18 protein-coding genes and 1 tRNA gene are annotated in these 21,517 nt (G+C 72.1%); 9 read left to right on the forward strand and 10 right to left on the reverse strand.

The annotated features are described in order from the left end of the window. On the reverse strand, window positions 1–2,522 hold a 2,522-nt coding region (locus ABD241_RS09390), incomplete at its 3' end, for a fibronectin type III domain-containing protein (protein WP_344061057.1). A 501-nt stretch (window positions 2,523–3,023) separates the two neighbouring features. Here ABD241_RS09390 and ABD241_RS09395 point away from each other — a divergent pair. Beyond that, window positions 3,024–4,514 (forward strand): nuclear transport factor 2 family protein, encoded by a 1,491-nt coding sequence (locus ABD241_RS09395; protein WP_344061060.1) that lies wholly within the window; start codon window positions 3,024–3,026, stop codon window positions 4,512–4,514. An 86-nt stretch (window positions 4,515–4,600) separates the two neighbouring features. On the opposite strand, the gene ABD241_RS09400 is transcribed toward ABD241_RS09395, so the two are convergent. Together ABD241_RS09400 and ABD241_RS09405 are read right to left on the reverse strand one after the other, a co-directional pair. Further along, window positions 4,601–4,683, reverse strand: a tRNA-Leu gene (locus ABD241_RS09400). An 87-nt stretch (window positions 4,684–4,770) separates the two neighbouring features. After that, complete coding sequence (locus tag ABD241_RS09405; RefSeq protein ID WP_344061064.1) at window positions 4,771–6,480, reverse strand: DHA2 family efflux MFS transporter permease subunit; 1,710 nt, start codon at window positions 6,478–6,480, stop codon at window positions 4,771–4,773. A gap of 55 nt (window positions 6,481–6,535) precedes the next feature. Between ABD241_RS09405 and ABD241_RS09410 the strand changes: the two genes are divergently transcribed. Continuing rightward, the gene (locus ABD241_RS09410; RefSeq protein WP_344061067.1) at window positions 6,536–7,030 is read left to right on the forward strand and encodes a MarR family winged helix-turn-helix transcriptional regulator; all 495 of its coding nucleotides are present in this window, start codon (window positions 6,536–6,538) and stop codon (window positions 7,028–7,030) included. A gap of 3 nt (window positions 7,031–7,033) precedes the next feature. Here ABD241_RS09410 and ABD241_RS09415 read toward each other — a convergent pair whose 3' ends face one another. Beyond that, window positions 7,034–7,855, reverse strand: coding sequence for an NAD-dependent epimerase/dehydratase family protein (locus ABD241_RS09415; RefSeq protein ID WP_344061070.1), 822 nt, complete (start codon window positions 7,853–7,855; stop codon window positions 7,034–7,036). A 58-nt stretch (window positions 7,856–7,913) separates the two neighbouring features. Further along, the gene (locus ABD241_RS09420; RefSeq protein ID WP_344061073.1) at window positions 7,914–9,359 is read right to left on the reverse strand and encodes a MinD/ParA family ATP-binding protein; all 1,446 of its coding nucleotides are present in this window, start codon (window positions 9,357–9,359) and stop codon (window positions 7,914–7,916) included. A gap of 276 nt (window positions 9,360–9,635) precedes the next feature. On the opposite strand from ABD241_RS09420, the gene ABD241_RS09425 reads away from it, so the two are divergent. The 6 genes from ABD241_RS09425 to pknB all read left to right on the forward strand — a co-directional run bounded on the left by ABD241_RS09425 (window position 9,636) and on the right by pknB (window position 17,332). Next, the gene (locus ABD241_RS09425; RefSeq protein WP_142180506.1) at window positions 9,636–10,412 is read left to right on the forward strand and encodes an FhaA domain-containing protein; all 777 of its coding nucleotides are present in this window, start codon (window positions 9,636–9,638) and stop codon (window positions 10,410–10,412) included. 61 nt (window positions 10,413–10,473) lie between these two features. Beyond that, window positions 10,474–11,058, forward strand: a complete 585-nt coding sequence (locus ABD241_RS09430) for an FHA domain-containing protein FhaB/FipA (RefSeq protein WP_344061080.1) — start codon at window positions 10,474–10,476, stop codon at window positions 11,056–11,058. 4 nt (window positions 11,059–11,062) lie between these two features. Beyond that, window positions 11,063–12,511, forward strand: a complete 1,449-nt coding sequence (locus ABD241_RS09435) for a PP2C family protein-serine/threonine phosphatase (RefSeq protein ID WP_344061083.1) — start codon at window positions 11,063–11,065, stop codon at window positions 12,509–12,511. After that, window positions 12,508–13,908 carry an FtsW/RodA/SpoVE family cell cycle protein gene (locus ABD241_RS09440; protein WP_344061086.1) on the forward strand — a complete coding sequence of 467 codons (1,401 nt, stop codon included), beginning with the start codon at window positions 12,508–12,510 and terminating at the stop codon, window positions 13,906–13,908. The genes ABD241_RS09435 and ABD241_RS09440 overlap by 4 nt, the downstream gene beginning before the upstream one ends. Then, complete coding sequence (locus ABD241_RS09445) at window positions 13,905–15,365, forward strand: peptidoglycan D,D-transpeptidase FtsI family protein (RefSeq protein ID WP_344061089.1); 1,461 nt, start codon at window positions 13,905–13,907, stop codon at window positions 15,363–15,365. The genes ABD241_RS09440 and ABD241_RS09445 overlap by 4 nt, the downstream gene beginning before the upstream one ends. Before the next feature lie 110 nt (window positions 15,366–15,475). Continuing rightward, complete coding sequence (pknB, locus tag ABD241_RS09450) at window positions 15,476–17,332, forward strand: Stk1 family PASTA domain-containing Ser/Thr kinase (RefSeq protein WP_344061092.1); 1,857 nt, start codon at window positions 15,476–15,478, stop codon at window positions 17,330–17,332. An 88-nt stretch (window positions 17,333–17,420) separates the two neighbouring features. Here the strand turns inward: pknB and ABD241_RS09455 are convergent, their stop codons facing one another. The 5 genes from ABD241_RS09455 to ABD241_RS09475 are packed head-to-tail and all read right to left on the reverse strand — an operon-like array spanning window position 17,421 to window position 20,818. Beyond that, window positions 17,421–18,050, reverse strand: coding sequence for an aminodeoxychorismate/anthranilate synthase component II (locus tag ABD241_RS09455; protein ID WP_344061095.1), 630 nt, complete (start codon window positions 18,048–18,050; stop codon window positions 17,421–17,423). A gap of 6 nt (window positions 18,051–18,056) precedes the next feature. Beyond that, window positions 18,057–18,272, reverse strand: coding sequence for a hypothetical protein (locus tag ABD241_RS09460; protein ID WP_344061098.1), 216 nt, complete (start codon window positions 18,270–18,272; stop codon window positions 18,057–18,059). A 3-nt stretch (window positions 18,273–18,275) separates the two neighbouring features. Next, window positions 18,276–18,971, reverse strand: a complete 696-nt coding sequence (locus ABD241_RS09465; RefSeq protein WP_344061101.1) for a class E sortase — start codon at window positions 18,969–18,971, stop codon at window positions 18,276–18,278. 25 nt (window positions 18,972–18,996) lie between these two features. After that, window positions 18,997–19,920, reverse strand: a complete 924-nt coding sequence (locus ABD241_RS09470; RefSeq protein ID WP_344061105.1) for a DUF881 domain-containing protein — start codon at window positions 19,918–19,920, stop codon at window positions 18,997–18,999. A gap of 52 nt (window positions 19,921–19,972) precedes the next feature. Beyond that, the gene (locus tag ABD241_RS09475) at window positions 19,973–20,818 is read right to left on the reverse strand and encodes a helix-turn-helix transcriptional regulator (protein ID WP_344061108.1); all 846 of its coding nucleotides are present in this window, start codon (window positions 20,816–20,818) and stop codon (window positions 19,973–19,975) included. A 416-nt stretch (window positions 20,819–21,234) separates the two neighbouring features. On the opposite strand from ABD241_RS09475, the gene ABD241_RS09480 reads away from it, so the two are divergent. Continuing rightward, a complete protein-coding gene (locus tag ABD241_RS09480; RefSeq protein ID WP_142219895.1) occupies window positions 21,235–21,486 on the forward strand; it encodes a cell division protein CrgA in 252 nt (83 codons plus the stop codon). Window positions 21,487–21,517: the final 31 nt, after the last annotated feature.

Genomic DNA, 21,517 nt, shown 5'->3' on the forward strand with positions numbered 1-21,517 from the left:
TCGTTGGCGCTGCCGGTGCTCGCCGCGCCCGAGCTGAAGGTCGAGCCGGTGCCGGTGGCACCGGCGGTGGTGTCCACGCCGGTGACCCCGGCGAACTCGTCCACCGCGAGGTGGGTCTGGGCCGCCGAGGAGTAGCTCAGCGTGATCGTGGCCCCGGCCGGAAGGGCCTTGACCGCCACGGCCACCAGGACCACGGTGCGGTCACCGGCCGACCCGTCGCTGACGTTCCGGGCCACGGCGTAGCCGTTGCCCGCGCTGTCGCTGGCGCTCACGCTGCCGGTGGTGCTGGTCGAGGACAGCAGCGCCGAGACCACCAGGGTGTGCCCGGCCACGACCCCACCGGTGCCGACGGTGATGGTGGTGCTCGTGCGGGCCGTCGCGGCGGTGGCGGTGCCGACCCGCCTGACGTAACCGGCGCCCGTCCCGGCGGCCTGCGGGGTGGCCGAGGCCTCGTTCGACTGCGGAGACGTGCCGACCGCATTGATCGCGGCGACCTTGTAGTAGTACGTCGTACCGTTGGTCAGGCCCGTGTCGGTGAAGCTCGTCCCGGTCACGTTCGAGGCAACCGGGCTCGCGGCCTCACCCCCAGCGGACGTGCCGCGGTACACGGCATACCCCGTCACCGGGGACCCACCATTGGACGCCGGCGCGGCCCAGGTCAGCGCCACCGCGTTGCTGCTCGCCGTCGCCGTCAGGGACAGCGGTGCCGAGGGCGCCGTCGTCTGTGGGGTGGCGAAGGTCTCGTTCGACTGCGGTGAGGTCCCGACGGCGTTGATCGCGGCGACCGTGTAGTAGTACGTCGTACCGTTGGTCAGGCCCGTGTCGGTGAAGCTCGTCCCGGTCACGTTCGAGGCAACCGGCGTCGCCGCCTCACCGCCAGCGGACGTGCCGCGGTACACGGCATACCCGGTGATGGTGGAGCCGCCGTTGGACGCCGGCGCAGCCCACGTCAGCGAGACCGTGGTGTTGCCGGCGAGTGCCGTGAGCGACTGCGGCGCCGACGGTATGCGGGCAGCAGCCTGCGGCGTCGCCGAACCCTCGTTCGACCGCGGTGACGTGCCGACGGCGTTCACGGCGGCGACCGTGTAGTAGTACCTCGTGCCATTGGTCAGACCGGTGTCGGTGAAGCTCGTCAGAGCCACGTTCGAGGCGATCGGAGTGACCCCCTCACCCCCGGCGGACGTGCCGCGGTAGACGTTGTAGCCGGTGATGCCGGAACCGCCGTCCGATGCCGGCGCCTGCCATGACAGGGCGACCGACGCGTCGCCCGGCGACGCCACCAGGTTCACGGGTGCCGTCGGAACGCTGGCCTGCGGCGTCGCAGACGCCTCGTTCGACTGGGGCGAGGTGCCGACCGCGTTCACGGCCGCGACCTTGTAGTAGTACGGGCTGCCGTTGACCTCACCGGTGTCCGTGAAGCTGGTCCCGGGGACGTTCGTGGCGATCGGGGTCGGACCCTCCCCGCCAGGGGTCTGGCCGCGGTAGATGTTGTAGCCCGTGATCGCCGACCCACCGTTGCTGGCCGGTGGGGTCCACGACAGTGCCACGGAGGCGTTGCCCGCCACCGCGGTCAGCCCGGTCGGCGCTGAGGGTGCCGTCGGCTGCGACGCCTGGGGAGTAGCGGAGGCCTCGTTCGACTGCGGTGACGTGCCGACCGCGTTCACGGCGGCCACCGTGTAGAAGTACCTCGTCCCGTTGACCCGGCCGCTGTCGGTGTACGAGGTCGTCTTGACGTTGGTGGCGACCGGCGTCGTGCCCTCTCCTCCGGCCACCGTGCTCCGGTAGACGTTGTAGCCGGTGATGGCGGAACCGCCGTCCGACGCGGGCGGTGCCCATGACAGGGCGACCTGGCCATCCCCTGCCACGGCGGTCAGGCCCTGCGGGGCCGAGGGGGCCGTCGCGGCTGCCGTCCCGATCTGGACCCAGGGGTGCGACTCGTCCACCCGGGTGCTGACGAACTTGCCGTTGACGCAGTGCCCGCTGTCGACGCCGCCCCCGTTGAGCACCTGCCCGGAGTCGAGGTAGTCGGTTGTCGACCCGCCCAGGGTGATCTGCACGTCGGGGATCGCGCCGGAGTTGACGCACGAGGCGGTGTTGCCCCCGTTGTACGAGTTCGGTGCGAAGTCGGACCCGTCGAAGTTGGTCGAGTTCTGGGCGCCCGTCTCGGTGAGCACGAGGGTCCCATGGGCCTTGACGGTGAGATTGGAGCCCCAGAGGTTGTACGTGGCGGAGCCGATCTTGACGACCGGGTGGAGGCCCGTGACGTCGACGCTGCCGGGGTTGTCGAGACGTAGCGCGGCGGCGTCCCAGCACGTCGTGCTGTTCGGATAGGCGGGGCACGGGGACCCGATGTAGCTGCTCGGGTCGGTGTAGGGCCACGGTGTCGGCTGCTTCGAGCTCGAGGCGACGGAGTGGGTGTCCATGTAGCCGACGTAGACGTTGAGCGGCGTCGCTGCCGAGGCGGGTGCCAAGAGGGCCAGCGCCGCCTGCAGGACCAGCACGGCCATGCCGAGCACAGCCACGGCCAGCGTCCGCACCGTCCATCGACGCCGGGTCGGGGCGGCCCCCGACGGGCGCCTGCGCCAGTGCCTGGGCCAGTGCCTGGGCTTTGCCGAGATGCCCATGGTGCACCCCTTCCCGCGCGGTTCCTCATCTCGAGGTTCCGCCCATCGCGCGGAAAAGCACTCGTACGAACGTCCTACGTCATCGGGCGCAGGGGCCGCAGCGGGATGTCCCGCGCCGCCGACGAGCTCGTCGTCGTCGGCGACTCCGTCTTCATCCGCGAGATCGGCGGCACCCCGGTCGCCCACCGGCTCGGCATCGACTGACCAAGTGGCTCGAGGGGGCGGCAGCCCGGGTCCTCGACCGCAGTCCCCGACCGCAGCCCCCGACTGCACCCACCGACGGCACCCACCGACCGCAGCCCCCGACCGTCCGGGGACGTTCGCCTCTGGTTCGAACGGTGCTGGTCGGCGCACGTTCGTTCCATGTGGGGTCGGCCGCCGGTGCGAGGTCGTCGGCATGTGGCCGCGGTCCTGGGAGTCATCGCGGTGCTCACGCTCGCACTCCTGAGTCGCGGCGCGCAGGACGGGGCGTGGGGTGATCACGCGCTGGACTGGCTCCGGGCCCGTGACGTCGCGGCGCACCGGTCCGTTGCCGAGCTGGTGCTGTTCGAGTCGCCAGACGCCTGGGACGTGCCCTGCTGCTACCAGTCGAGGCCGCTCCACGGCCGGGCTGAGGACGCCGAGGTCCTGGCGCCGTTGCTGGGTGAGCCTCCGAACGGCGGGACCGCCGGCCGGAGCTACGTCGATACCAACGGCTCCGTGGTGGAGTACCGGTTGCCGGCCGTCGCGCACGACGTCACCCCCGACGAGCTGCTGGTGTCCGAGCACGCCGCGGACGGCGCAGCCACGCTGATGACCCATCCGCGGTCCCTGCAGTTCCTGCAGGACCCGAGGTTCTTCGGCATCCAGGGTTTCGGCCGGGAGCTGGCAGGCGCGAAGGACCTCGCCGACCACTACCTTGCGGCGTGGTCGGGACGGGACAACCACGCGCTGAGCAGCCTCTACGCCCCGGACGCGACTCTCACCGACTCCCTGCTCGGAGTCAGGCTCACCGGCCGAGAGGCGATCGGCGCGTATGGCGTCGAGACGGCGGGTGCTCGGCTTCTGCAGGACCGCATCCGGCGTGACGGAGGCCCGGCCCTCTACGGCTTCTGGCGCGAGCCCGACAGCCCCCTGGTGGCGTACCTGTCGTACACCGGCGACGACGGCACCCACTGCCCAGGAGGGGTGACCGCGCAGCTGCAGATCGCGCACGGGCGCATCGTGGCCGAGCGTCGCTTCCACGACGTCGCCTCGATGCGGCGCTGCGTCAACACCGCGCAGCTGCCGGACGGCTGGTGGTCCCACGCGGCGATCCCGACCCTGCCGCAGGACCGCGTCACCGGCACCATCGCCGTCGCCGGCCGCCGGGTCGAGGTCCACAACGGCACTCCCGGTGCCGAGGCGCTGGTCCGCCTGGCGTTGACGCGGTTCCCGGCCGCCCGGCTCGCAGCCCCTGACATCGCCGCGGTGGCCTTCGACGAGGAGATCCACCGGCAGCAGTGCTCCACCCAGAGATGGGGACTGACCCTGTCCGCGGGCTCGAGCAGCCGCATCTATCTCTGCTTCACGGTCCCGGGCGCCCCCACGCCCTTCCAGCAGCAGCTGCTCCTGCACGAGCTGGCGCACGCCTGGATGTGGGAGAACCTGACCGGCGCGACACGCCAGGAGTTCCTCGCGCTGGTCCACCTGCCGACCTGGGACGCCCGGGACCTTCCGTGGGACCGGCGCGGAATGGAGCACGCCGCGGACCTCATCGCCTGGGGGATCTCGGACTCACCGGTGGACAGCGAACTGCTGGCCGGCGACTCGTGCATCCAGCTCACTGCGGCCTTCCGGCTGCTCACGCATGCGAGTCCGCTGCCGCAGTGCCCGGGGGCCACCGCTGACCTACCCTCCGGCGGTGGATGACGAGGGCGCCGCGCCCGCTCCCACCGTCGACGCGCCGGCATGCGGAAGGGCCCCGGCTCTGTGAACCGGGGCCCTTCGTCATCGCGTGCGCGAGGGGGGATTTGAACCCCCACGCCCTTTCGGACACTGGCACCTGAAGCCAGCGCGTCTGCCGTTCCGCCACTCGCGCGTGACAAGCAGACAGTGTGCTGCATGCCCCCCGGTATCGCCAAACCGGGGTGCCCGACACGAACCGGACGCCTCGTCGGGCGAGCCGTCAGGGGACGGCGGGCGACTCCGCGTCAGGCAGCTCCTCGCCCTCCCGCGAGCGCCGAGGTGACTCTCCACGCTGGGCCGGCGAACCGGCATACCCCTCCTCCCGGCCACGTCCAGAGCCGAGCGAGAGGGTGGCGAGCAGGCCGAGCACGAGGAAGCCGGCGGCGGTGAAAGCGGCATACCGCGTGGCGTCGGAGAACGCCTCCTTCGCGACAGGAGCCACCGGGGCCGTACGCGGGTTGCCGGCGAGCGCCGGGATGGCACCTCCCGCGCTCTCCACCACGGCGTTGACGACGGCGCTGCGCGCCTGGGCCGGGACGCCGAGGTCGGACAGTCCGGAGTCGAGCTGGGCGCCGGCGGTCGTGAACAGGACGGTGCCGAGGATCGCGATGCCGAGGGCTGAGCCGATCTGGCGAGCGGTCGACTGCAGGCCGGAACCCTCGCCGCTGCGCTCGACGGGCACGTCGACGAGGACCACTCCGGTCAGCTGGGCGGTTGCGAGGCCGACGCCGAACCCGTAGACGAAAAGGCACGGGACGATGGCGACCCACGAGGTCGACGGGCCGATGACGAGACCGAGCCCGGCGATGCCGACGATCTCGGCGACGATGCCGACGCGGACGATGGCCGCCGCGCTGAGCCGCTTGCCGAGCACGGCCACGAGACCGCTGGCGCCGAACGAGCCGATGGCGAGCGCGAGGAGGATCACGCCGGTCTGGAAGGCGGTGTAGCCGAGGACGTTCTGCAGCCACAGCGGCAGGGACAGCACGATGCCGAACTCGCCGAGGCTGACGATCATGGCGGCGACGTTGCCGTTGCGGAACGAGCGAATGCCGAAGAGGTCGAAACGGAAGAGCGTCGGCTTCCCCGCAGCCGTCCGCCGCAGCGTGCGCACGACGAAGACCGTGCCGGCGACGAGGGTCACTGCGAAGGCCACCGGCACCGGCGAGATGCCGCTCGACCACGTCCACGGACCCAGCTCGAACGGCTTGACCAGGCTCCACCAGCCGTAGCTGCGGCCCTCGATGAGCCCGAACGCGAGGGTCGCGAAGGTGACCGCCGACAGCAGGGCGCCGGCGACGTCGATCCGACCGCGCGACCGGCCCCGGGACTCGTCGACGAAGAGCAGCACGCCGGCGACGATGAGCACGCCGATCGGCAGGTTGATGCCGAAGGCCCACCGCCACGAGAAGGAGGTGGTGAGCCAGCCGCCGAGGAGCGGGCCGACCGCGACCATGCCCCCGATCGTCGAGCCCCAGACAGCGAACGCGATGCCGCGCTCGCGCCCGGTGAAGCCGGCGTTGACGAGCGAGAGCGTCGTCGGCAGGATCATCGCCCCGCCGAAGCCCTGGATGATCCGGGCGCCGATGAGCGCCTCGCCCGACCCGGCCACCGCTGCCAGCACCGAGGCAGCGACGAACACCACGACGCCGATGAGCAGCATGCGGCGTCGCCCGATCCGGTCGGCGACCGTGCCCCAGATGAGCAGGGTCGCGGCGAAGACCAAGGTGTACGACTCCTGCACCCACTGGACCTGCGACGAGGTGAGGCCGAGGTCCTCCACGATGTAGGGCACCGCGACGTTGACGATCGTGGAGTCGACGATGATCAGCGCCACCGCGATGCTGATCGCGACCAGACCCCACCAACGCCGCCGGTCGCCGCCCCGGGCGGCGCGGGCGGGCTCGGCGGCGGTCGCCTCCTGGCTCATGATGGCCTCCATATGTTCAGGTGATCTAAACATATGGAAGCAGTAAGGTGCGGTCATGGCAATCCCGCCTCCCGAGAACGCGCACGCAGTGCCGACCGGCAGCCCGCGCCGGGCCCACGAGCCCGAGACGTGGGCCCTCCGCGCGCTCGGGGCGGCCGAGGCCGAGGCCTCGGGAGCGCTGGCGCGCCGCATGCGGATGCACCCGACCGACCTGTCGGCCATGAGCCACGTCGCCGCCTCCGACGGGCGCCTCGGCCCGCGCGAGCTCAGCACCAGGCTCGGCATCACGCCGGCCGCCATGACCGACGTCGTCGACCGCTTGGAGGCCGCCGGGCACCTGCTCCGCGAGCGCGACACCACCGACCGACGTCGGGTGCGGCTCGTGCCCACCGAGTCGGCCGCCTCCGAGGTGCGTGGCCGGCTGCGCAGCCTGCTCGACCGGCTCGATGCCCTGACCGACCAGTTCACCCCCGAGGAACGCGCGGCGATCCACCGCTACCTGCAGGCCGCCACCGAGGCCTACCACCGGTTCGCCACCGACGAGGACTGAGCCCTAGCCGGGCTGGGTCCCGCCGTGCGGCACGCCGAGGCGGTAGCCGGGGTCCGCGAAGGCACCGCCGAGCAGCTTCGGCGGAAGGCTCGGGTCCCGCTCCTGCACGCCACACGCGTACGCCTCGGCGTCGTCCTGCGGGTCGAAGCCGACGGCGAGCCCCGGCCGCAGGTCCACGCTGCGACGGGTGTTGCGCGAGACGCCCCAGACGACGTGGTGACCGGTGGCATCGGTGGTGAGGGTCGCCAGCACGAGCCGGGCCATGTCGTCGGGCGAGAGCCACGCCTGCAGCGACCGCGGCCCGCCCGGCGAGTCGTCGAAGTTCATGATGCGCGCGCTGACGACCGTCATCCCGAACCGGCCGGCATACAACGCGCCGAGCGCCTCGAGGGCCGCCTTGCTCACGCCGTAGTACGTGTCGGGTGCCGGCAGCGGCATCCCGTCGGTCGCCAGCGGTGAGCCCACCGGCACGTAGCCGGCCGCGTGCACCGAGCTGGCCAGCAGCAGCCGGCCGACACCGGCCAGTCGAGCGGCCTCGCAGACCGCCCGGGTCCCGTCGATGTTGACCGAGAGGATGTCGGGCCACGACCGCTCGTCGGCGTAGGCGGCGAGGTGCACGACGAGGTCGGCCCCCGCGAACGCCTCGGCCTGCCCCTCAACGTCCCGGACGTCGCAGGCCACCGTCCGCTCGAACGTCGGGTCGGGCTCGGCGACCGTGACGCCGGGAGCGTCACACAGCACGAGCCGGTGCCCGGTCGCACGCAGGCGCGGACGCAGCGCGGTGGCGATGCGCCCCGAGGCGCCGGTCAGTGCGAGAAGGGCCACGGCAGCGGCATACCCGCTCGCGCCGCCGCGGGCGAGGGGGTGGCCCGAACGACCTCGGTCAGAGGCCGTCGACGACCGTGGCAGCCATCTCCATGCATGCCTCGTGCGTCCGGCGGGCGATCTTGAGCGGGTCGAGGTGCAGGCCCGGAGCGAGCATCGGGTCGTAGGGGATGTCGACGACCGAGCGCACCCACTGCTCGAAGTGCTCACGCGTGTGCACGCCGGCACCGCCGGCGTCGCCCTTGGCCGACGTGTGCGAGATGACGCAGACGGCGTTGCGCACGAGGTCGCCGCGGCCCATCGCGACGAGCGCGTCGAGGTTCTTCGCGGCCACGACCGAGGTGTCGTCCTTGAGCGAGGTGGCGAAGACGAGCATGTCCGCGCGGGCGGCGGCCGCCAGCCAGTTGGGCGACAGGCGGTTGTTGCCGGTGTCGATGACGATCATCCGGTAGAAGCGGGAGAGCTGCGTGTGCAGGTCCTCGAACTCCTGCTCGCCGATGATCCGCATCGCCTCGTCGTCGTCGGCCGAGGCCAGCACGTCGAACGACAGGCCCCGCTGCTCACGCACCCAGTGCTCGAGCTCGGAGGTGCCGGCGTTGGGGTCGCCCGCGATCTGCGGGAGGGCGCCGAGCAGGTCGACGACCGTGCGGTGGTGGCTCTGCGACGGGGCGCGCATGCCGAGCGTGCCCTCGGTCTCGTTGTTGTCCCAGGCCAGGACCGAGCCGGACCGGTAGCGCCCGAGGTAGCTCGCGAGCATCAGCGTGACGAGCGTCTTGCCACCGCCGCCCTTGGTGTTGATGACCATGACGGTCTTTCGGCCGTTGAGCGGGCGCGCGATGCGGTCGATGCGGTCGCGCTCGAGCATCTCGCGCGAGCTCGGGCCGAGACCGAAGGCCTTGCGCAGCCCGGTGCTGGCCTTGACCTTCTGCCGCGCCCCCTTGGAGCGGGCGCTGATGAGGTCCTCGGCGCTCGGCCCGTCGGAGCCGTCCGAGCCGTCGGAGTCGCCCGTGCGCGAGACCCGGTCGTATGCCGTGTCAGCCGTGCCGTAGCCCTCGCGCGCTGCGGCGGCCACGTCGGGGTCGACGGCCGGCCGGGCGGCATACGCCCGCTCGGCGTCGGTGTGGTCGGTGGAGAAGGAGGAGGAGCTGTCGGTGGCGTCGTCGTCCGGGCTCGCCCCCGCCGGCGTCCATCCCGAGTAGGACGGCTCGGTGGCAGACGAGGAGTGCCAGTCGCTCCACGAGTTGGTCGTCGAGCCGTTGGTGTCGGTGGTGTCGGTCGTGCCGTAGGACGAGTCGGTGCCGGACGACGCCTGCGCGTCGTCGGACGGGTGCCAGGAGGTGTCCTCCCACGTGGAGCTCCACGGGTCGGCGGGAGCCTCCTCGGGCTGCGACGCGCCGGCCGTGGCGATCGGGATGGGCAGGGTGAAGCCGCCCGGGATGGAGTTGTTGGCGGAGATGCCGGGGATGCCCTGGCTCTCGGTGCTGCCGTTCTCGTCCTTGCTCATCGAGCGCTCCTTGCTGGCCTGACCACGTGCGGGGACCCGCCACGGACCCCCGTGCGATGGTTTCATGCTTCCGCCGGACCGCAAACCCGAGCAGCAGGCCGCCCGGGACGGGCGCCGCGCCGTCGCGGACCGGCCGCGGACCGGGCTCGGACCGGCCGCCGACCGGCCGCCGACCGACGGCGAACCGGTCCACACCGTCTGTCGGTGGGGAGCGGTATGGGCGGACCCGGTTACGATGAAGCGCCCGGCAGGAGGTACCAACGAGGAGGAGACGGCGTGGGAATCATCAACCGTGTCGAGCACGGTCTCGCCAAGGCTGTCCACGGTGCCTTCGCCAAGGCCTTCAAGTCCGAGGTGCAGCCGGTCGAGATCGCCTCCGCGATCCGCCGGGCCATGGACGACCGTGCGGCGCTGCTCGGACACGGCCGCGCCATGGTCCCCAACGTCTACACGATCGAGCTCAGCCAGACCGACTACGACCGGCTCGGCGACTACGAGGACGACCTCTCCGACGACCTCGTCGCGGCGGCGCAGGAGCACGCCGACTCGCAGGGCTACCAGCCGGGCGGCCCGCTCGAGGTGCAGCTCATCGAGGGCGAGGGCCTCGAGACCGGGGTGTTCCGGGTCCGTCCGGCCACGGTCAAGCACGCGGGCCGCGAGGCCGAGCCCGCCCCCGCGGCGGCCCGCCCCCATGCGAGCACCGGCACCGCCGTCGACGAGCCGGCCGTGCACCGGCCCGCCCCCCGGTCCAACCCGTCGGCGCGGCCGTGGCTCGACATCGCCGGCGACCGCTACCCCCTGCTCGGCAGCCTGACGACGCTCGGGCGCGACGAGAGCGCCGACATCGTCGTCGACGACCCCGGCGTCTCCCGCCGGCACAGCGAGATCCGGGTCACCACCGACGGCCCGCACCTGGTCACCTCGATCCGTGACCTCAACTCGACCAACGGCACCTTCGTCAACGGCGAGCGCATCTCCAGCCAGCGGCTGCAGGACGGCGACCGCCTGACGATCGGCCGCACGACCGCGACGTTCCGAGCCGGGCGCCGGTGACGCGGATGACCCGCACGGCTGCTGTCCCGCAACGCCCCTCGACGAAGACCAGTGGTGGCGCATGAGTGAGCTGACCCTCACCCTGCTGCGGCTGGGGCTGCTCGCGCTGCTGTGGCTCTTCATCTTCAGCGTGGTCGGCGTGCTGCGCACCGACATCTACGGCACGAAGGTGAGCCGCCGCAGCCAGCGCAAGGCACTCAAGGCGGCCGAGCAGCGCGACGCGTCCCGCAACGGCCGGCGTATGCCGGTGCCCGCGGCCGCCGGTGCCGGTGCCGGTGCGGCGGGTGCCCCGGCCATCACCCCCGAGGGCGGCACGCCCCGCCGGGGCCGTGCTCGCGGGAAGGGCACGCCCACCCGCCTGGTCGTCACCGAGGGCCCGCTGACCGGCACGTCGCTGCCGCTGCGCAGCGGTGGCGTGCTCATCGGGCGCAACCCGGAGTGCGCGCTCGTGCTCGACGACGACTACGCCTCCGGACGCCACTGCCGCATCCAGCCCGACCCCACGGGCCGCGAGGGCTGGGTCGTCGAGGACCTCGGCTCCACCAACGGCACGTTCATCGGTCGCGAGCGCCTGACCGGGTCCCGGCCCGTGGAGGTGGGCACCACCCTGCGGATCGGCAAGACCGTCCTCGAACTGCGAGGCTGACCCGATGGCCATCGCCCTGCGCTACGCCGCGCGCTCCGACCTCGGGCTGGGACCCAAGTCCCGCAACGAGGACTCCGGGTATGCCGGGCCCAACCTGCTCGTCCTCGCCGACGGCATGGGCGGGCACGCGGCGGGCGACGTCGCGAGCTCGATGATCGTCGGCGAGCTGGCGCCCCTCGACGAGGAGGACGTCACCGCCGACCAGGCGATCCCGCTGCTCGAGGAGGCCCTGCACTCGGCCAACGCCCGCCTCACCAAGGCGATGCGCGAGAACTCCGACCTGAGCGGGATGGGCAGCACGACCATCGTCATGCTGCGCACCGGCAACAAGCTCGCGATGGCCCACATCGGCGACTCGCGCGCCTTCATGCTCCGCGGAGACACGTTCTCGCAGATCACCAAGGACCACTCGTTCGTGCAGCAGCTCGTCGACGAGGGCCGCATCTCCAAGGAGGACGCCGGGCACCACCCGCAGCGGTCGGTCGTCACCCGCGTCATGACCGGTCAGCCCGACGACGAGCCCGACACCTCGCTGCGCGAGGCCAAGATCGGCGACCGCTTCCTGCTGTGCTCCGACGGGCTGTCCGACTTCGTCGGCTCCGACGTCATCGAGGAGATCCTCCGCGAGGCCGGCACGCCCGACGAGGCCGCCGACCGGTGCATCGAGGTGGCCCTCAAGGCCAGCACCCGCGACAACGTGACCGTCATCGTCGCCGAGGTCGTCGACGCCGACGGCGACGACCTGCCGTCCACGGTGCCGCAGGTGGTCGGCGCCGCGGGGAAGCGCATGCGCGGACGCACCCGCGCCATCCCGACGAGCCCCGCCGAGAAGGCGGCCGCCCTCTCGCGGGAGGCCACCGGGCGAGCCGAGCCCGACGAGGACTCCCTCGAGCTCGCCGAGGACCGCACCCGCTCGCGCCGAGCGAAGATCATCCTGCGCCTCGTCGCCGCTGTCGTGATCGCCGCGATCCTCGGCGGCGGAGGGTATGCCGCGTGGGCCTGGTCCCAGAAGCAGTACTTCGTGGCCGCCGACAGCGGCCGCGTGGCCATCTACCGCGGCGTTTCCCAGGACCTGGGCCCGATCCACCTGTCGCACGTCGAGTCCGCGTCCGACGTCCGCGTGGCCGACCTGCCGAGCGACGTGCAGGGCTCCGTCGCCAACACGATCCCGGCCCGCGACCTCACCGACGCGCAGTCCAAGGTCGAGGCCCTCCGCGCCGAGGCGGTGCGCTGCCAGCAGCTGGCCGCCACCGGCACCCCCTGCGGCACGACTCCCGCCACGACACCGACGACCCCGCCCACCGGCTCGACGTCCCCGACGCCCACGCCCTCGACGAGCAGCACCCCGGTCGTGAAGCCGACCACCGCCCCTCGGCCGGCGACGCCCACGACTCCACCGCCGCGCGCCTTCTCGCCGGCGATCGGGTCGGCTCTCTCGGAGGTGACCGCATGACCACCACCGTCGAGCCGCTGACCCCGCGCACCCGCCGGGGAGCCGAGCTGCTCCTGCTGCTCTTCGCCGTCGGCATCGTGCTCGTCGCCTGGGTCACGACCGACCTCAACCGCAACGGCACCGTGCCGGCCAACATCCTCCCGGTCGCCGGGGGCTTCACCGTCCTCGTGCTCGTGGTGCACGTCGTGCTGCGCTGGAAGGCCGCGTACGCCGACCCCGTGCTGCTGCCGATCACCACGGTCCTCAACGGGCTGGGTCTGGTGATGATCCACCGCCTCGACCTGGCCCGCGGCAAGCTCGGCACCGACGGCGACGCCTACCGCCAGCTCATCTGGACCACGCTGGCCGTCGTCCTGGCCATCGCCGTGCTCGTCCTGCTGCGCGACCACCGGCTGCTGCGCCGCTACACCTTCGTGAGCATGGCCGCCGCGCTCGTGCTGCTCCTGCTGCCGCTCGTGCCGGGGATCGGCCGCTCGATCAACGGCTCGCAGATCTGGATCACCATCGGGCCGCTCAACTTCCAGCCCGGCGAGTTCGCCAAGATCGCCCTGGCGATCTTCTTCGCCGGCTACCTCGTGCAGACCCGCGACGTCCTGTCGCTGGCCGGCAAGAGGATCCTCGGCTTCACCTTCCCCCGCGGGCGCGACCTCGGGCCGATCGTCGTCGCCTGGGCCCTCTGCGTCGTCGTCCTCGTCTTCCAGAACGACCTCGGCACCTCGCTGCTCTACTTCGGCCTGTTCGTCGCGGTGCTCTACGTCGCCACCGAGCGCGTCTCGTGGATCGTCATCGGCCTGCTGCTCTTCGCTGCCGCGGTCGCCTTCGCCCTGACCGCCTTCGCACACTTCCACCAGCGCGTCGACCTGTGGCTCGACCCCTTCTCCCCGCAGAGCCTCGAGCGGTCCAACCAGCTGGCCAACGGCCTCTGGGGCATGGCCTCCGGGGGCCTCACGGGCACGGGCCTCGGCGCCGGACGGCCCTACCTGACGCCCTTCGCCGAGAGCGACTTCATCTTCCCCAGCCTCGGCGAGGAGCTCGGGCTCTTCGGCGCGGTCGCGATCCTCGTGCTCTACCTCGTGTTCTGCGAGCGCGGCGTCCGCACCGCCCTCGGCGTGCGCGACGGCTTCGGCAAGCTGCTCGCCATCGGCCTGTCCTTCTCCGTCGCGTTCCAGCTCTTCATCGTCATCGGCGGCGTCACCCGCGTCATCCCGCTGACCGGCCTGACCACGCCGTTCCTCTCGCTCGGCGGGTCCTCGCTGCTCGCGAACTGGGTGATCATGGCGCTGCTCCTGCGCATCTCCGACCAGGCCCGCCGCCCGATGCCCGAGATGCCGGTCGGCGTCGCCGCGGCCGAGCCCGCCCCGGCGGCCGAGGCGACCCAGGTGGTGAGGCTGCCGTGAACACCCCGATCCGCCGGCTCTCGATCCTCATCGCCATGCTCTTCACCACCCTGCTCGTGGCCTCGACGGTGGTGCAGTTCGCGCAGGCGCGGTCGCTCGGCGCCATGGCGAGCAACAAGCGCACCCTCCTCGACAGCTACTCGCGCGAACGTGGGGCGATCATCGTCGGGGGCCAGGCCGTGGCCAAGTCGGTCCCGGTCCAGGACCAGTACCGCTTCCTGCGCACCTACCCCCAGGGCGAGCTCTACTCGCACCTGACAGGCTTCTACTCCTACTCCGTCGGCGCCCCCTACGGCCTGGAGCACGCCGCCGACGACCTCCTCTCCGGCGACGCCGACCAGCTCTTCGTGCGGCGCGTCACCGACCTCATCACCGGCCGCAAGACCTCCGGCGCGACCATCGAGCTGACGATCGACCCCAAGGCCCAGAAGGCCGCCGACCAGGCGCTCGGGCAGAGCCGCGGCGCGGTCGTCGCCCTCGACCCGAAGACCGGCGCCATCCTCGCGATGGTCAGCCACCCGGCATACGACCCCAACGGGCTCGCCAGCCACGACCTCAACAAGGCCGCGAAGGCCTGGCAGTCGCTGTCCACCGACAAGGACAAGGCCTACCTCAACCGCGCGCTGAGCGGGGTCTACCCGCCCGGCTCGACCTTCAAGGTCGTCACCGCGGCGGCGGCCCTCGAGAACGGCGTGGTCACCAACGAGAACTCCTCGGTGCCCGGCCCCGCGCAGCTCGACCTGCCCCTGACGTCCACGAACCTGCCCAACGAGAACGGCCAGCCCTGCGGGCCGGGCGACAAGACGACGCTGATCCACGCGCTCGAGATCTCCTGCAACACCGCCTTCGGGTCGCTCGGCCTCGAGCTGGGCGGCGAGAAGCTCCGCGCCCAGGCGGCGAAGTTCGGCTTCGGGGACTCCCTGCAGGTGCCGATGCGCGTGGCCACGAGCTCCGTGCCGGCCGACCTCAACGAGCCGCAGTCCGCGCAGGCGGCGATCGGGCAGTACGACGTCCGCACGACCCCCCTGCAGATGGCCATGGTCGCCGCCGGCATCGCCAACAAGGGCAGCGTCATGACGCCCTACCTGATCCAGTCGGTGCGCAGCGCCAACCTCGACATCATCGAGTCGGCTCCCGACCCTGTCGAGCTGTCGCAGGCCGTCTCCGAGCAGACCGCGAGCATCGTGACCAAGATGATGGTCTCGGTCGTCGACAACGGCAGCGGCGCCCGGGCCCGGATCCCCGGCGTCGACGTGGCCGGCAAGACCGGCACGGCGCAGCACGACCCCGGCAAGCCCCCACACGCGTGGTTCATCTCCTTCGCTCCGGCCGCCGACCCCAAGGTCGCCGTCGCGGTCGTCGTCGAGGACGGCGGGGTGACGGGCAGCGAGGTCGGCGGTGGCCGGGTCGCGGCGCCCATCGCGCGCGCCGTCATGGAGGCGGTGCTGAACCGATGACCCCCGAGGACCGCGACATGGACGAGAGGCTCGAGCCGTCCCGGGCAGCCGATGGCGCGACCCGGCCGATGGAGCGACATGACCCAGCACCCCAACCGAAGGCGGAACACGTGACCACCACACCCCGTGTCCTCGGCGGACGCTACGAGGTGGGCGAGCTCATCGGGCGCGGTGGGATGGCCGACGTGCACCTCGGACACGACACCCGGCTGGGACGCCAGGTCGCGATCAAGATGCTGCGCTCGGACCTGGCCAGGGACGCGAACTTCCTGATGCGCTTCCGCCGCGAGGCGCAGTCGGCGGCCGGGCTCAACCACCCCGCGATCGTCGCGATCTTCGACTCGGGCGAGGACGACAGCACCGTCGAGGGGCCTGGGGGCACCCGCACGACCCTGCCCTACATCGTCATGGAGTACGTCGACGGGCAGACCCTGCGCCAGAAGCTGAGCGAGCACGAGCAGCTCGAGCCGGCCGAGGCCATCCGCATCACCGAGGGCATCCTCGACGCGCTCGCGTACAGCCACCGGATGGGCATCGTCCACCGCGACATCAAGCCCGCCAACGTCATGATCACGAGCACCGGCCACGTCAAGGTCATGGACTTCGGGATCGCCCGGGCCATCGCCGACACGGCCGCGACGATGACTCAGTCGCAGTCGGTCGTCGGGACGGCGCAGTACCTCTCCCCGGAGCAGGCGCAAGGCCACAACGTCGACGAGCGCTCCGACCTCTACTCCACCGGCTGCCTCCTGTTCGAGCTGCTCGCCGGTCGGCCGCCCTTCACCGGCGACTCGGCCGTCGCCATCGCCTACCAGCACGTCGGCGAGGCGCCGCAGCCGCCGAGCGTCTGGAACGCCGCCGTGGGGGGCGACCTCGACGCCGTGACGCTGCACGCGCTGGCGAAGGACCGCGAGGCGCGCTACCAGGACGCCAGCTCCTTCCGCGCCGACCTCGAGAACGTCAGGCTGGGCCGGCGGATCAGCGCTGCCGCGCTCGGCACCGCGGCCGCCGTCGGTGCCGCCGCCACGCAGACCCTCCCGCAGGCGTATGCCGTCGCGGGCAGTCCCACGGCCGTCCAACGTCCGGTGCCCTCCTCCCGCTACGGCAACACGGCGGGCCTTCCCGCCGTCGGCTACGCCGAGGACGAGGAGCCGGAGAAGAAGGGCGGCAAGGGCAAGGCCGCCCTCGTGACCGCTCTGGTCCTCGCGCTGCTCGCGCTCGTCGGGTGGGGCGCGGTGACGTGGTTCGGCAACCAGACACCGCCGGTCACGATGGTCACCGTGCCCGCGATCGAGGGGATGAAGGAGGACGTGGCCGCCCGCACGCTGGCCACGAACGGCCTGCGCGGCGAGAAGGCGACGGCGGCGAGCACCACGGTCACCGAGGGCGACGTCGTCAGCCAGGACCCGGGCTCCGGTGCGCAGGTGCCCGAGAACACCACGGTCAAGTACGTCGTCTCCTCCGGCCCCGACACCCTCACCGTGCCCGACGTCACCGGCTTCGACAAGGACGCGGCGCGCGAGGAGCTGACCAAGCAGGGCTTCGTCGTCTCGGGCTTCCAGGAGGAGAACACCCCCGACCAGCAGAAGGACAAGGTCACCAAGACCGACCCGGCAGCCCAGGCGGTCGTGCCCAAGGGCTCGAAGATCCGCATCTTCTACGCCACCGGCAACGTCAAGGTGCCCGACAACCTCGTCGGCCAGGACTGGGCCCTCGCCGCCGTGGCGCTGCAGAACGCGGGCCTGTCCCCGCGCAAGGAGGCCGTCGACTCCGACAAGACCCCAGACGAGGTGCTCTCGGTCGACCGCGCCGGCGACGTCGTCAAGATGGGCACGACCATCACCGTCAAGGTCGCCAAGGCCCCCACCCCGTCGCCGAGCACCGTGACCACCACCGTCACCGGCACCCCGCCCCCGCCGACGACGAGCACGCCACCCGCCTCACCGACACCCCCGCCGACCCCCTGACGCCACGACAAACGGCATACGGCATACGGCATACGGCATACGGCGAAGGGCCCCTCCCGAGCGGGAGGGGCCCTTCGCCGTCGCCGGGTCAGACGGCCGCGGTCACGAGCGGGCTGAGCCCGGCGGAGCGCCCGACGGCTCCGTCGTCGCCGCACAGCGCGAGGAAGTTGGCGAGCATCCGGTGGCCGCCCTCGGTGAGCACGCTCTCGGGGTGGAACTGCACCCCGTGCAGCGGCAGGTCACGGTGGCGCACCGCCATGACGACGCCGGAGTCGGTGTGCCCGGTCGCGACGAGCGTCTCGGGCAGCGTGGCGGGGTCGATGGTCAGCGAGTGGTAGCGGGTGGCCGTGAACGGGCTGGGCAGCCCTTCGAGGACGCCGGTGCCGTCGTGGTGCACGAGCGAGGTCTTGCCGTGCAGCAGCTCCGGGGCCCGGTCGACCGTGGCGCCGGCGAAGACACCCAGCGCCTGGTGCCCGAGGCACACGCCGAACATCGGCTTGGCCAGGCGGGCGCACTCGCGGATGATCTCGAGCGACATCCCGGCCTCCTCGGGCGTGCCGGGACCGGGGGAGACCAGCACCCCGTCGTATGCCGCCGCGTCCGTCGCGTCGACCGCGTCGTTGCGCACGACGGTGCAGTCGGCGCCGAGCTGCTCGAGGTAGCCGACGATCGTGTAGACGAAGCTGTCGTAGTTGTCGACGACGAGGATGCGGGTCATGCGAACCTACTTCTGCGCGGTGGTGGGGCTGCTGGTGGGACTGCTGCTCGGGCTCCCGGTGGCCGGGGTCTGCACCGTGACGTCCTCGAAGGGCAGGTGGGGGCTGACGGCCGGGAACACCCAGCCGAACAGGAGCACGACCGTGCCGGCGAAGAGCACGAGAGCCGACACGGACTTGGCGAGGCGACCGCCGGGGAGCCGGCGCCAGAGGGCGGCGTACATCGGTCAGGACTCCTTGGGCGTCTCGAGGTAGGCGGCCGGAAGACCCTGCGCCCGCGGGATGGCCACCTCGAGGCGTGAGAAGACGATGTAGCGCGAGGTGTTGCCCCACCGGGGGCTGCAGGTGGTCAGCGTGAACCAGCGCTCCGTCGGCTTCGCGCCGGGACGCTCCGGCACCGGCGCGACGACGTCGCTGCGGTCCGGCGCCACGATCTCGTGGCGGACGGCCCGGTAGACGTTGTAGGCGCTCTTCGTCTCGAGGACGAGCACGTCCCCGGGCCGGATGAGGTCGATGTCCAGCAGGGGGTTGCCGTGGCCGGACCGGTGCCCGGCGATGCCGACGTTGCCGACGGCCCCGGGCAGCGCCGTCCCGGGGTAGCGGCCCATGCCCTGGGCGAGCACGTCCGCACCGACTCCCTGGCGCACCGGCTTGGCCCAGTCCGCGCCGAGGCGCGGGATCCGCAGCACGGCGAAGGCCTCCCCGTCCTTCGGCTCCGAGGCCGCCGGGGCCGAAGCGCGCGCCGGGGACGCGGATCGGGCAGGCGGGTCGAAGCTGCGCTCGAGGCCGCTGACGGCGTCCGCCTGCTCCCCGTCCTGCACGTGCGCCTGCCACCCGAGCAGCCAGACGACGAAGAGGCCGACGAGCACGCCGGCCGTGAAGAGCAGCTCGCCGACGGTGCGGACGAGGGTTCGGATGGTCATGGGCCCTTCGGCGGTGGTGGGAGGCTCAGCGGATCGGCGAGGCGTACTGCAGGTCGACCGAACCCGAGTATGCCGGGAACTCCAGCGAGCCGTGCGTCTGGACCGAGTAGCCGAGACCAACCGCATCGACGTACTGCTTGTAGATAGCCACCGAGGGGTCGGCGTCGAGGCCCCGCTGCATGCGGTCGACGTCGCCGATGGCGGTGATGCGGTACGGCGGGGAGTAGACCCTGCCCTGCAGGATCAGGGTGTTGCCCACGCAGCGCACGGCGCTCGTGGAGATGACCCGCTGGTCCTGGATCATCATCGCCTCGGCGCCGGAGGCCCACAGGGCGTTGACGACGGCCTGCACGTCCTGCTGGTGCACGACGATGTCATCGGCGGTGAAGCCCTGGGGGAGCGAGTCGGCGGAGCGCTTCGCGTCATCGAGCGCGACCTCGAGGCCCGGTCCACGGACCTTCGTCGTCGCGGCTGCGGGGGACAGCTCGTCGGCGGCGCGGGTCAGGCTGGAGAGGTGCTCGTCGGTGGGCGCGTTGGTCTTCGAGAGCGCCTGCACCTCCTTCTGCAGGGCGTCGAGCCGGCTGGCCTTGTCGGCGACGCGCGAGTCGGCGTCCATGATCAGCTGTGGGAGGTCACGGTCGGCCCGCAGGTCGCGCCCCTGCGCCGCGGAGAAGCTCATCGCGAACATCACACCGGCAGCGGCCGTGACGACCGGCACGACCAGGCGCCACGTCACCCGCCGCCGTGGCCGCGTGGGCGCACCCTGCGCCGTGGCGGGGAGCCCGTCGGCGGCGGAGGGCTCGAGCGGCTCGAGCGGCTCGGATGGCTCGGCTGCCTCGGATGGCCCCCATGGCTGCCCGGCCTCGGTCGCCCCGGAGGGCTCGGAGGGCTCGAAGGACTCGGCCGCCGCTGGCGGCTCGGGCGGCTCGGGCGGCTCGGCGTCCTTCATCACGGGTGTCCTCGCTCGCGCGGACGGTCCGCGCCGTTCCCATTGTGCCCGGTCACGGCGCGTCGACCGAGTCGGGCTGCGAGGGCAGCACCGCGCCCGGCGCGGACGTCGACCTGTCGACGGCACGTCGGGTGCCGGCATACGTCCCCCCGCGCAGCGCGAGCACAGCGGCCGCACGGTTGCTCGCGCCGAGCTGGTGCACGAGATGCGCGATGTCGGCTGCGACCGTCCGGCGCGAGACCCCGAGCTCGCGGGCGATGGCGGCGTCCTTCGTGCCGACCACCAGGCGACGAGCGACCACACACTGTCGGGGTGTGAACGGCGGCTTGGAGCCGGGCTCGAGCGCAGGGCGCGACCGGGCCCAGGTCTCGTGCCAGAGCGCCGCCACCCGGGTCACGACGTCCGGGCGCGTGGCGAGCCAGGCGGTGGGGTAGCCGTGTTCGTCGCCGGGTCCGGCCACCACTGCCGTGCTCTCGTCGACCAGGATGGTCTGGAACAGCGCCGGACCGATGTGCAGCCCCGGGTGCTCGGACGTGCTGAGCGGGTTGTGCAGCAGCGTGCGCTCCGCGGTGACCGCCCGCATGTCGAGGCCGCGCCGCCGTGATCGCGAGTCCGTCGTCCTCATGAGCTCACCGGGGTCGAAGGAGATGTACGGCTGCATCGACCACACGGAACGACGGGTCATCGGCTCGACCGCGACAGCGAGGTTGTGCTCGATCTCTGCGACGCCCGTGCCGAGCAGCCGGAACCCCGGGGTCGGGCGGCCCTCGAGCCACTTCAGGGCGAGGTCGTTGACCATCGCGGTCAGCTCGATGGCCGCCGCGGTGAGGCCGAGCCCCGGCCGCGCGTGCATGCTCTCGCCCGCGGCCCCGGTCCCCTGGTGCGGCCCAGTCGTCACGTCGTCCCCTGTCTGTACCCGTTCGGGTGCCAGCATGCCCGCTTTGTCGGGGACGTCAACTTCCGCTCCGGCGGAGCGGCTGATCTGCATGTTTGTGCAACGGGGTGGCACCGAAGGCGACACGGACCGGCCCGGGGTGCCATGGTCTTCCCGGTCATCGTGCGGGGAACCGCAGGCGCGCGGGCGCAGACAGGGGGCGCATCTTCGCGCGCCCGCGGGGCACGAGCCACCCGTCGGGGTGCCCCTCGAGAGCGATCTCCCGGGGCACCCCGTTCGGGGGGGACGCCACGACAGCCACGGCTGGTGCGGCGCCGTCCCTGCCCTCGCCCGGCTGCGGTGCACGCATGGTGCGAGCGCAGGGACGGGGAGTGGCTCATTGGTTACCCTTGCCTCAACTCAGAGCAAGGAGAAACGCAGTGCCCGAGTCCAAAGGCCGCGACCACAAGGCGAGCACGTACACCCCGCCCCGGACCAGCAAGGCCGTCGAGCCCAACCCCACCTGGTGGGCGCCCGTCTTCATCACGCTGCTCGTGCTCGGGCTGCTGTGGATCGTCGTCTACTACATCAGCGAGTACAAGTACCCCATCGGCTCGATCGGGGTCTGGAACCTCGGGATCGGGTTCGTGCTCCTCATGGGCGGCTTCATCATGACGATGCGCTGGCGCTGATCGCGCCCGGCCCCTGTCCCCAGCGGCCCAC

Source organism: Terrabacter lapilli (assembly GCF_039531305.1).
In the GTDB taxonomy this organism is placed as follows: domain Bacteria; phylum Actinomycetota; class Actinomycetes; order Actinomycetales; family Dermatophilaceae; genus Terrabacter; species Terrabacter lapilli.

Excerpts from the sequence above, each read along its gene's own strand:
- ABD241_RS09460 (WP_344061098.1), bottom strand. The coding sequence starts at position 18,272 with ATGTACGCCGCCCTCTGGCGCCGGCTCCCCGGCGGTCGCCTCGCCAAG.
- ABD241_RS09470 (WP_344061105.1), bottom strand. The coding sequence starts at position 19,920 with ATGAAGGACGCCGAGCCGCCCGAGCCGCCCGAGCCGCCAGCGGCGGCC.
- ABD241_RS09410 (WP_344061067.1), top strand. The coding sequence starts at position 6,536 with ATGGCAATCCCGCCTCCCGAGAACGCGCACGCAGTGCCGACCGGCAGC.
- ABD241_RS09465 (WP_344061101.1), bottom strand. The coding sequence starts at position 18,971 with ATGACCATCCGAACCCTCGTCCGCACCGTCGGCGAGCTGCTCTTCACG.
- ABD241_RS09440 (WP_344061086.1), top strand. The coding sequence starts at position 12,508 with ATGACCACCACCGTCGAGCCGCTGACCCCGCGCACCCGCCGGGGAGCC.
- ABD241_RS09420 (WP_344061073.1), bottom strand. The coding sequence starts at position 9,359 with ATGAGCAAGGACGAGAACGGCAGCACCGAGAGCCAGGGCATCCCCGGC.
- ABD241_RS09455 (WP_344061095.1), bottom strand. The coding sequence starts at position 18,050 with ATGACCCGCATCCTCGTCGTCGACAACTACGACAGCTTCGTCTACACG.
- ABD241_RS09435 (WP_344061083.1), top strand. The coding sequence starts at position 11,063 with ATGGCCATCGCCCTGCGCTACGCCGCGCGCTCCGACCTCGGGCTGGGA.
- ABD241_RS09430 (WP_344061080.1), top strand. The coding sequence starts at position 10,474 with ATGAGTGAGCTGACCCTCACCCTGCTGCGGCTGGGGCTGCTCGCGCTG.
- ABD241_RS09405 (WP_344061064.1), bottom strand. The coding sequence starts at position 6,480 with ATGAGCCAGGAGGCGACCGCCGCCGAGCCCGCCCGCGCCGCCCGGGGC.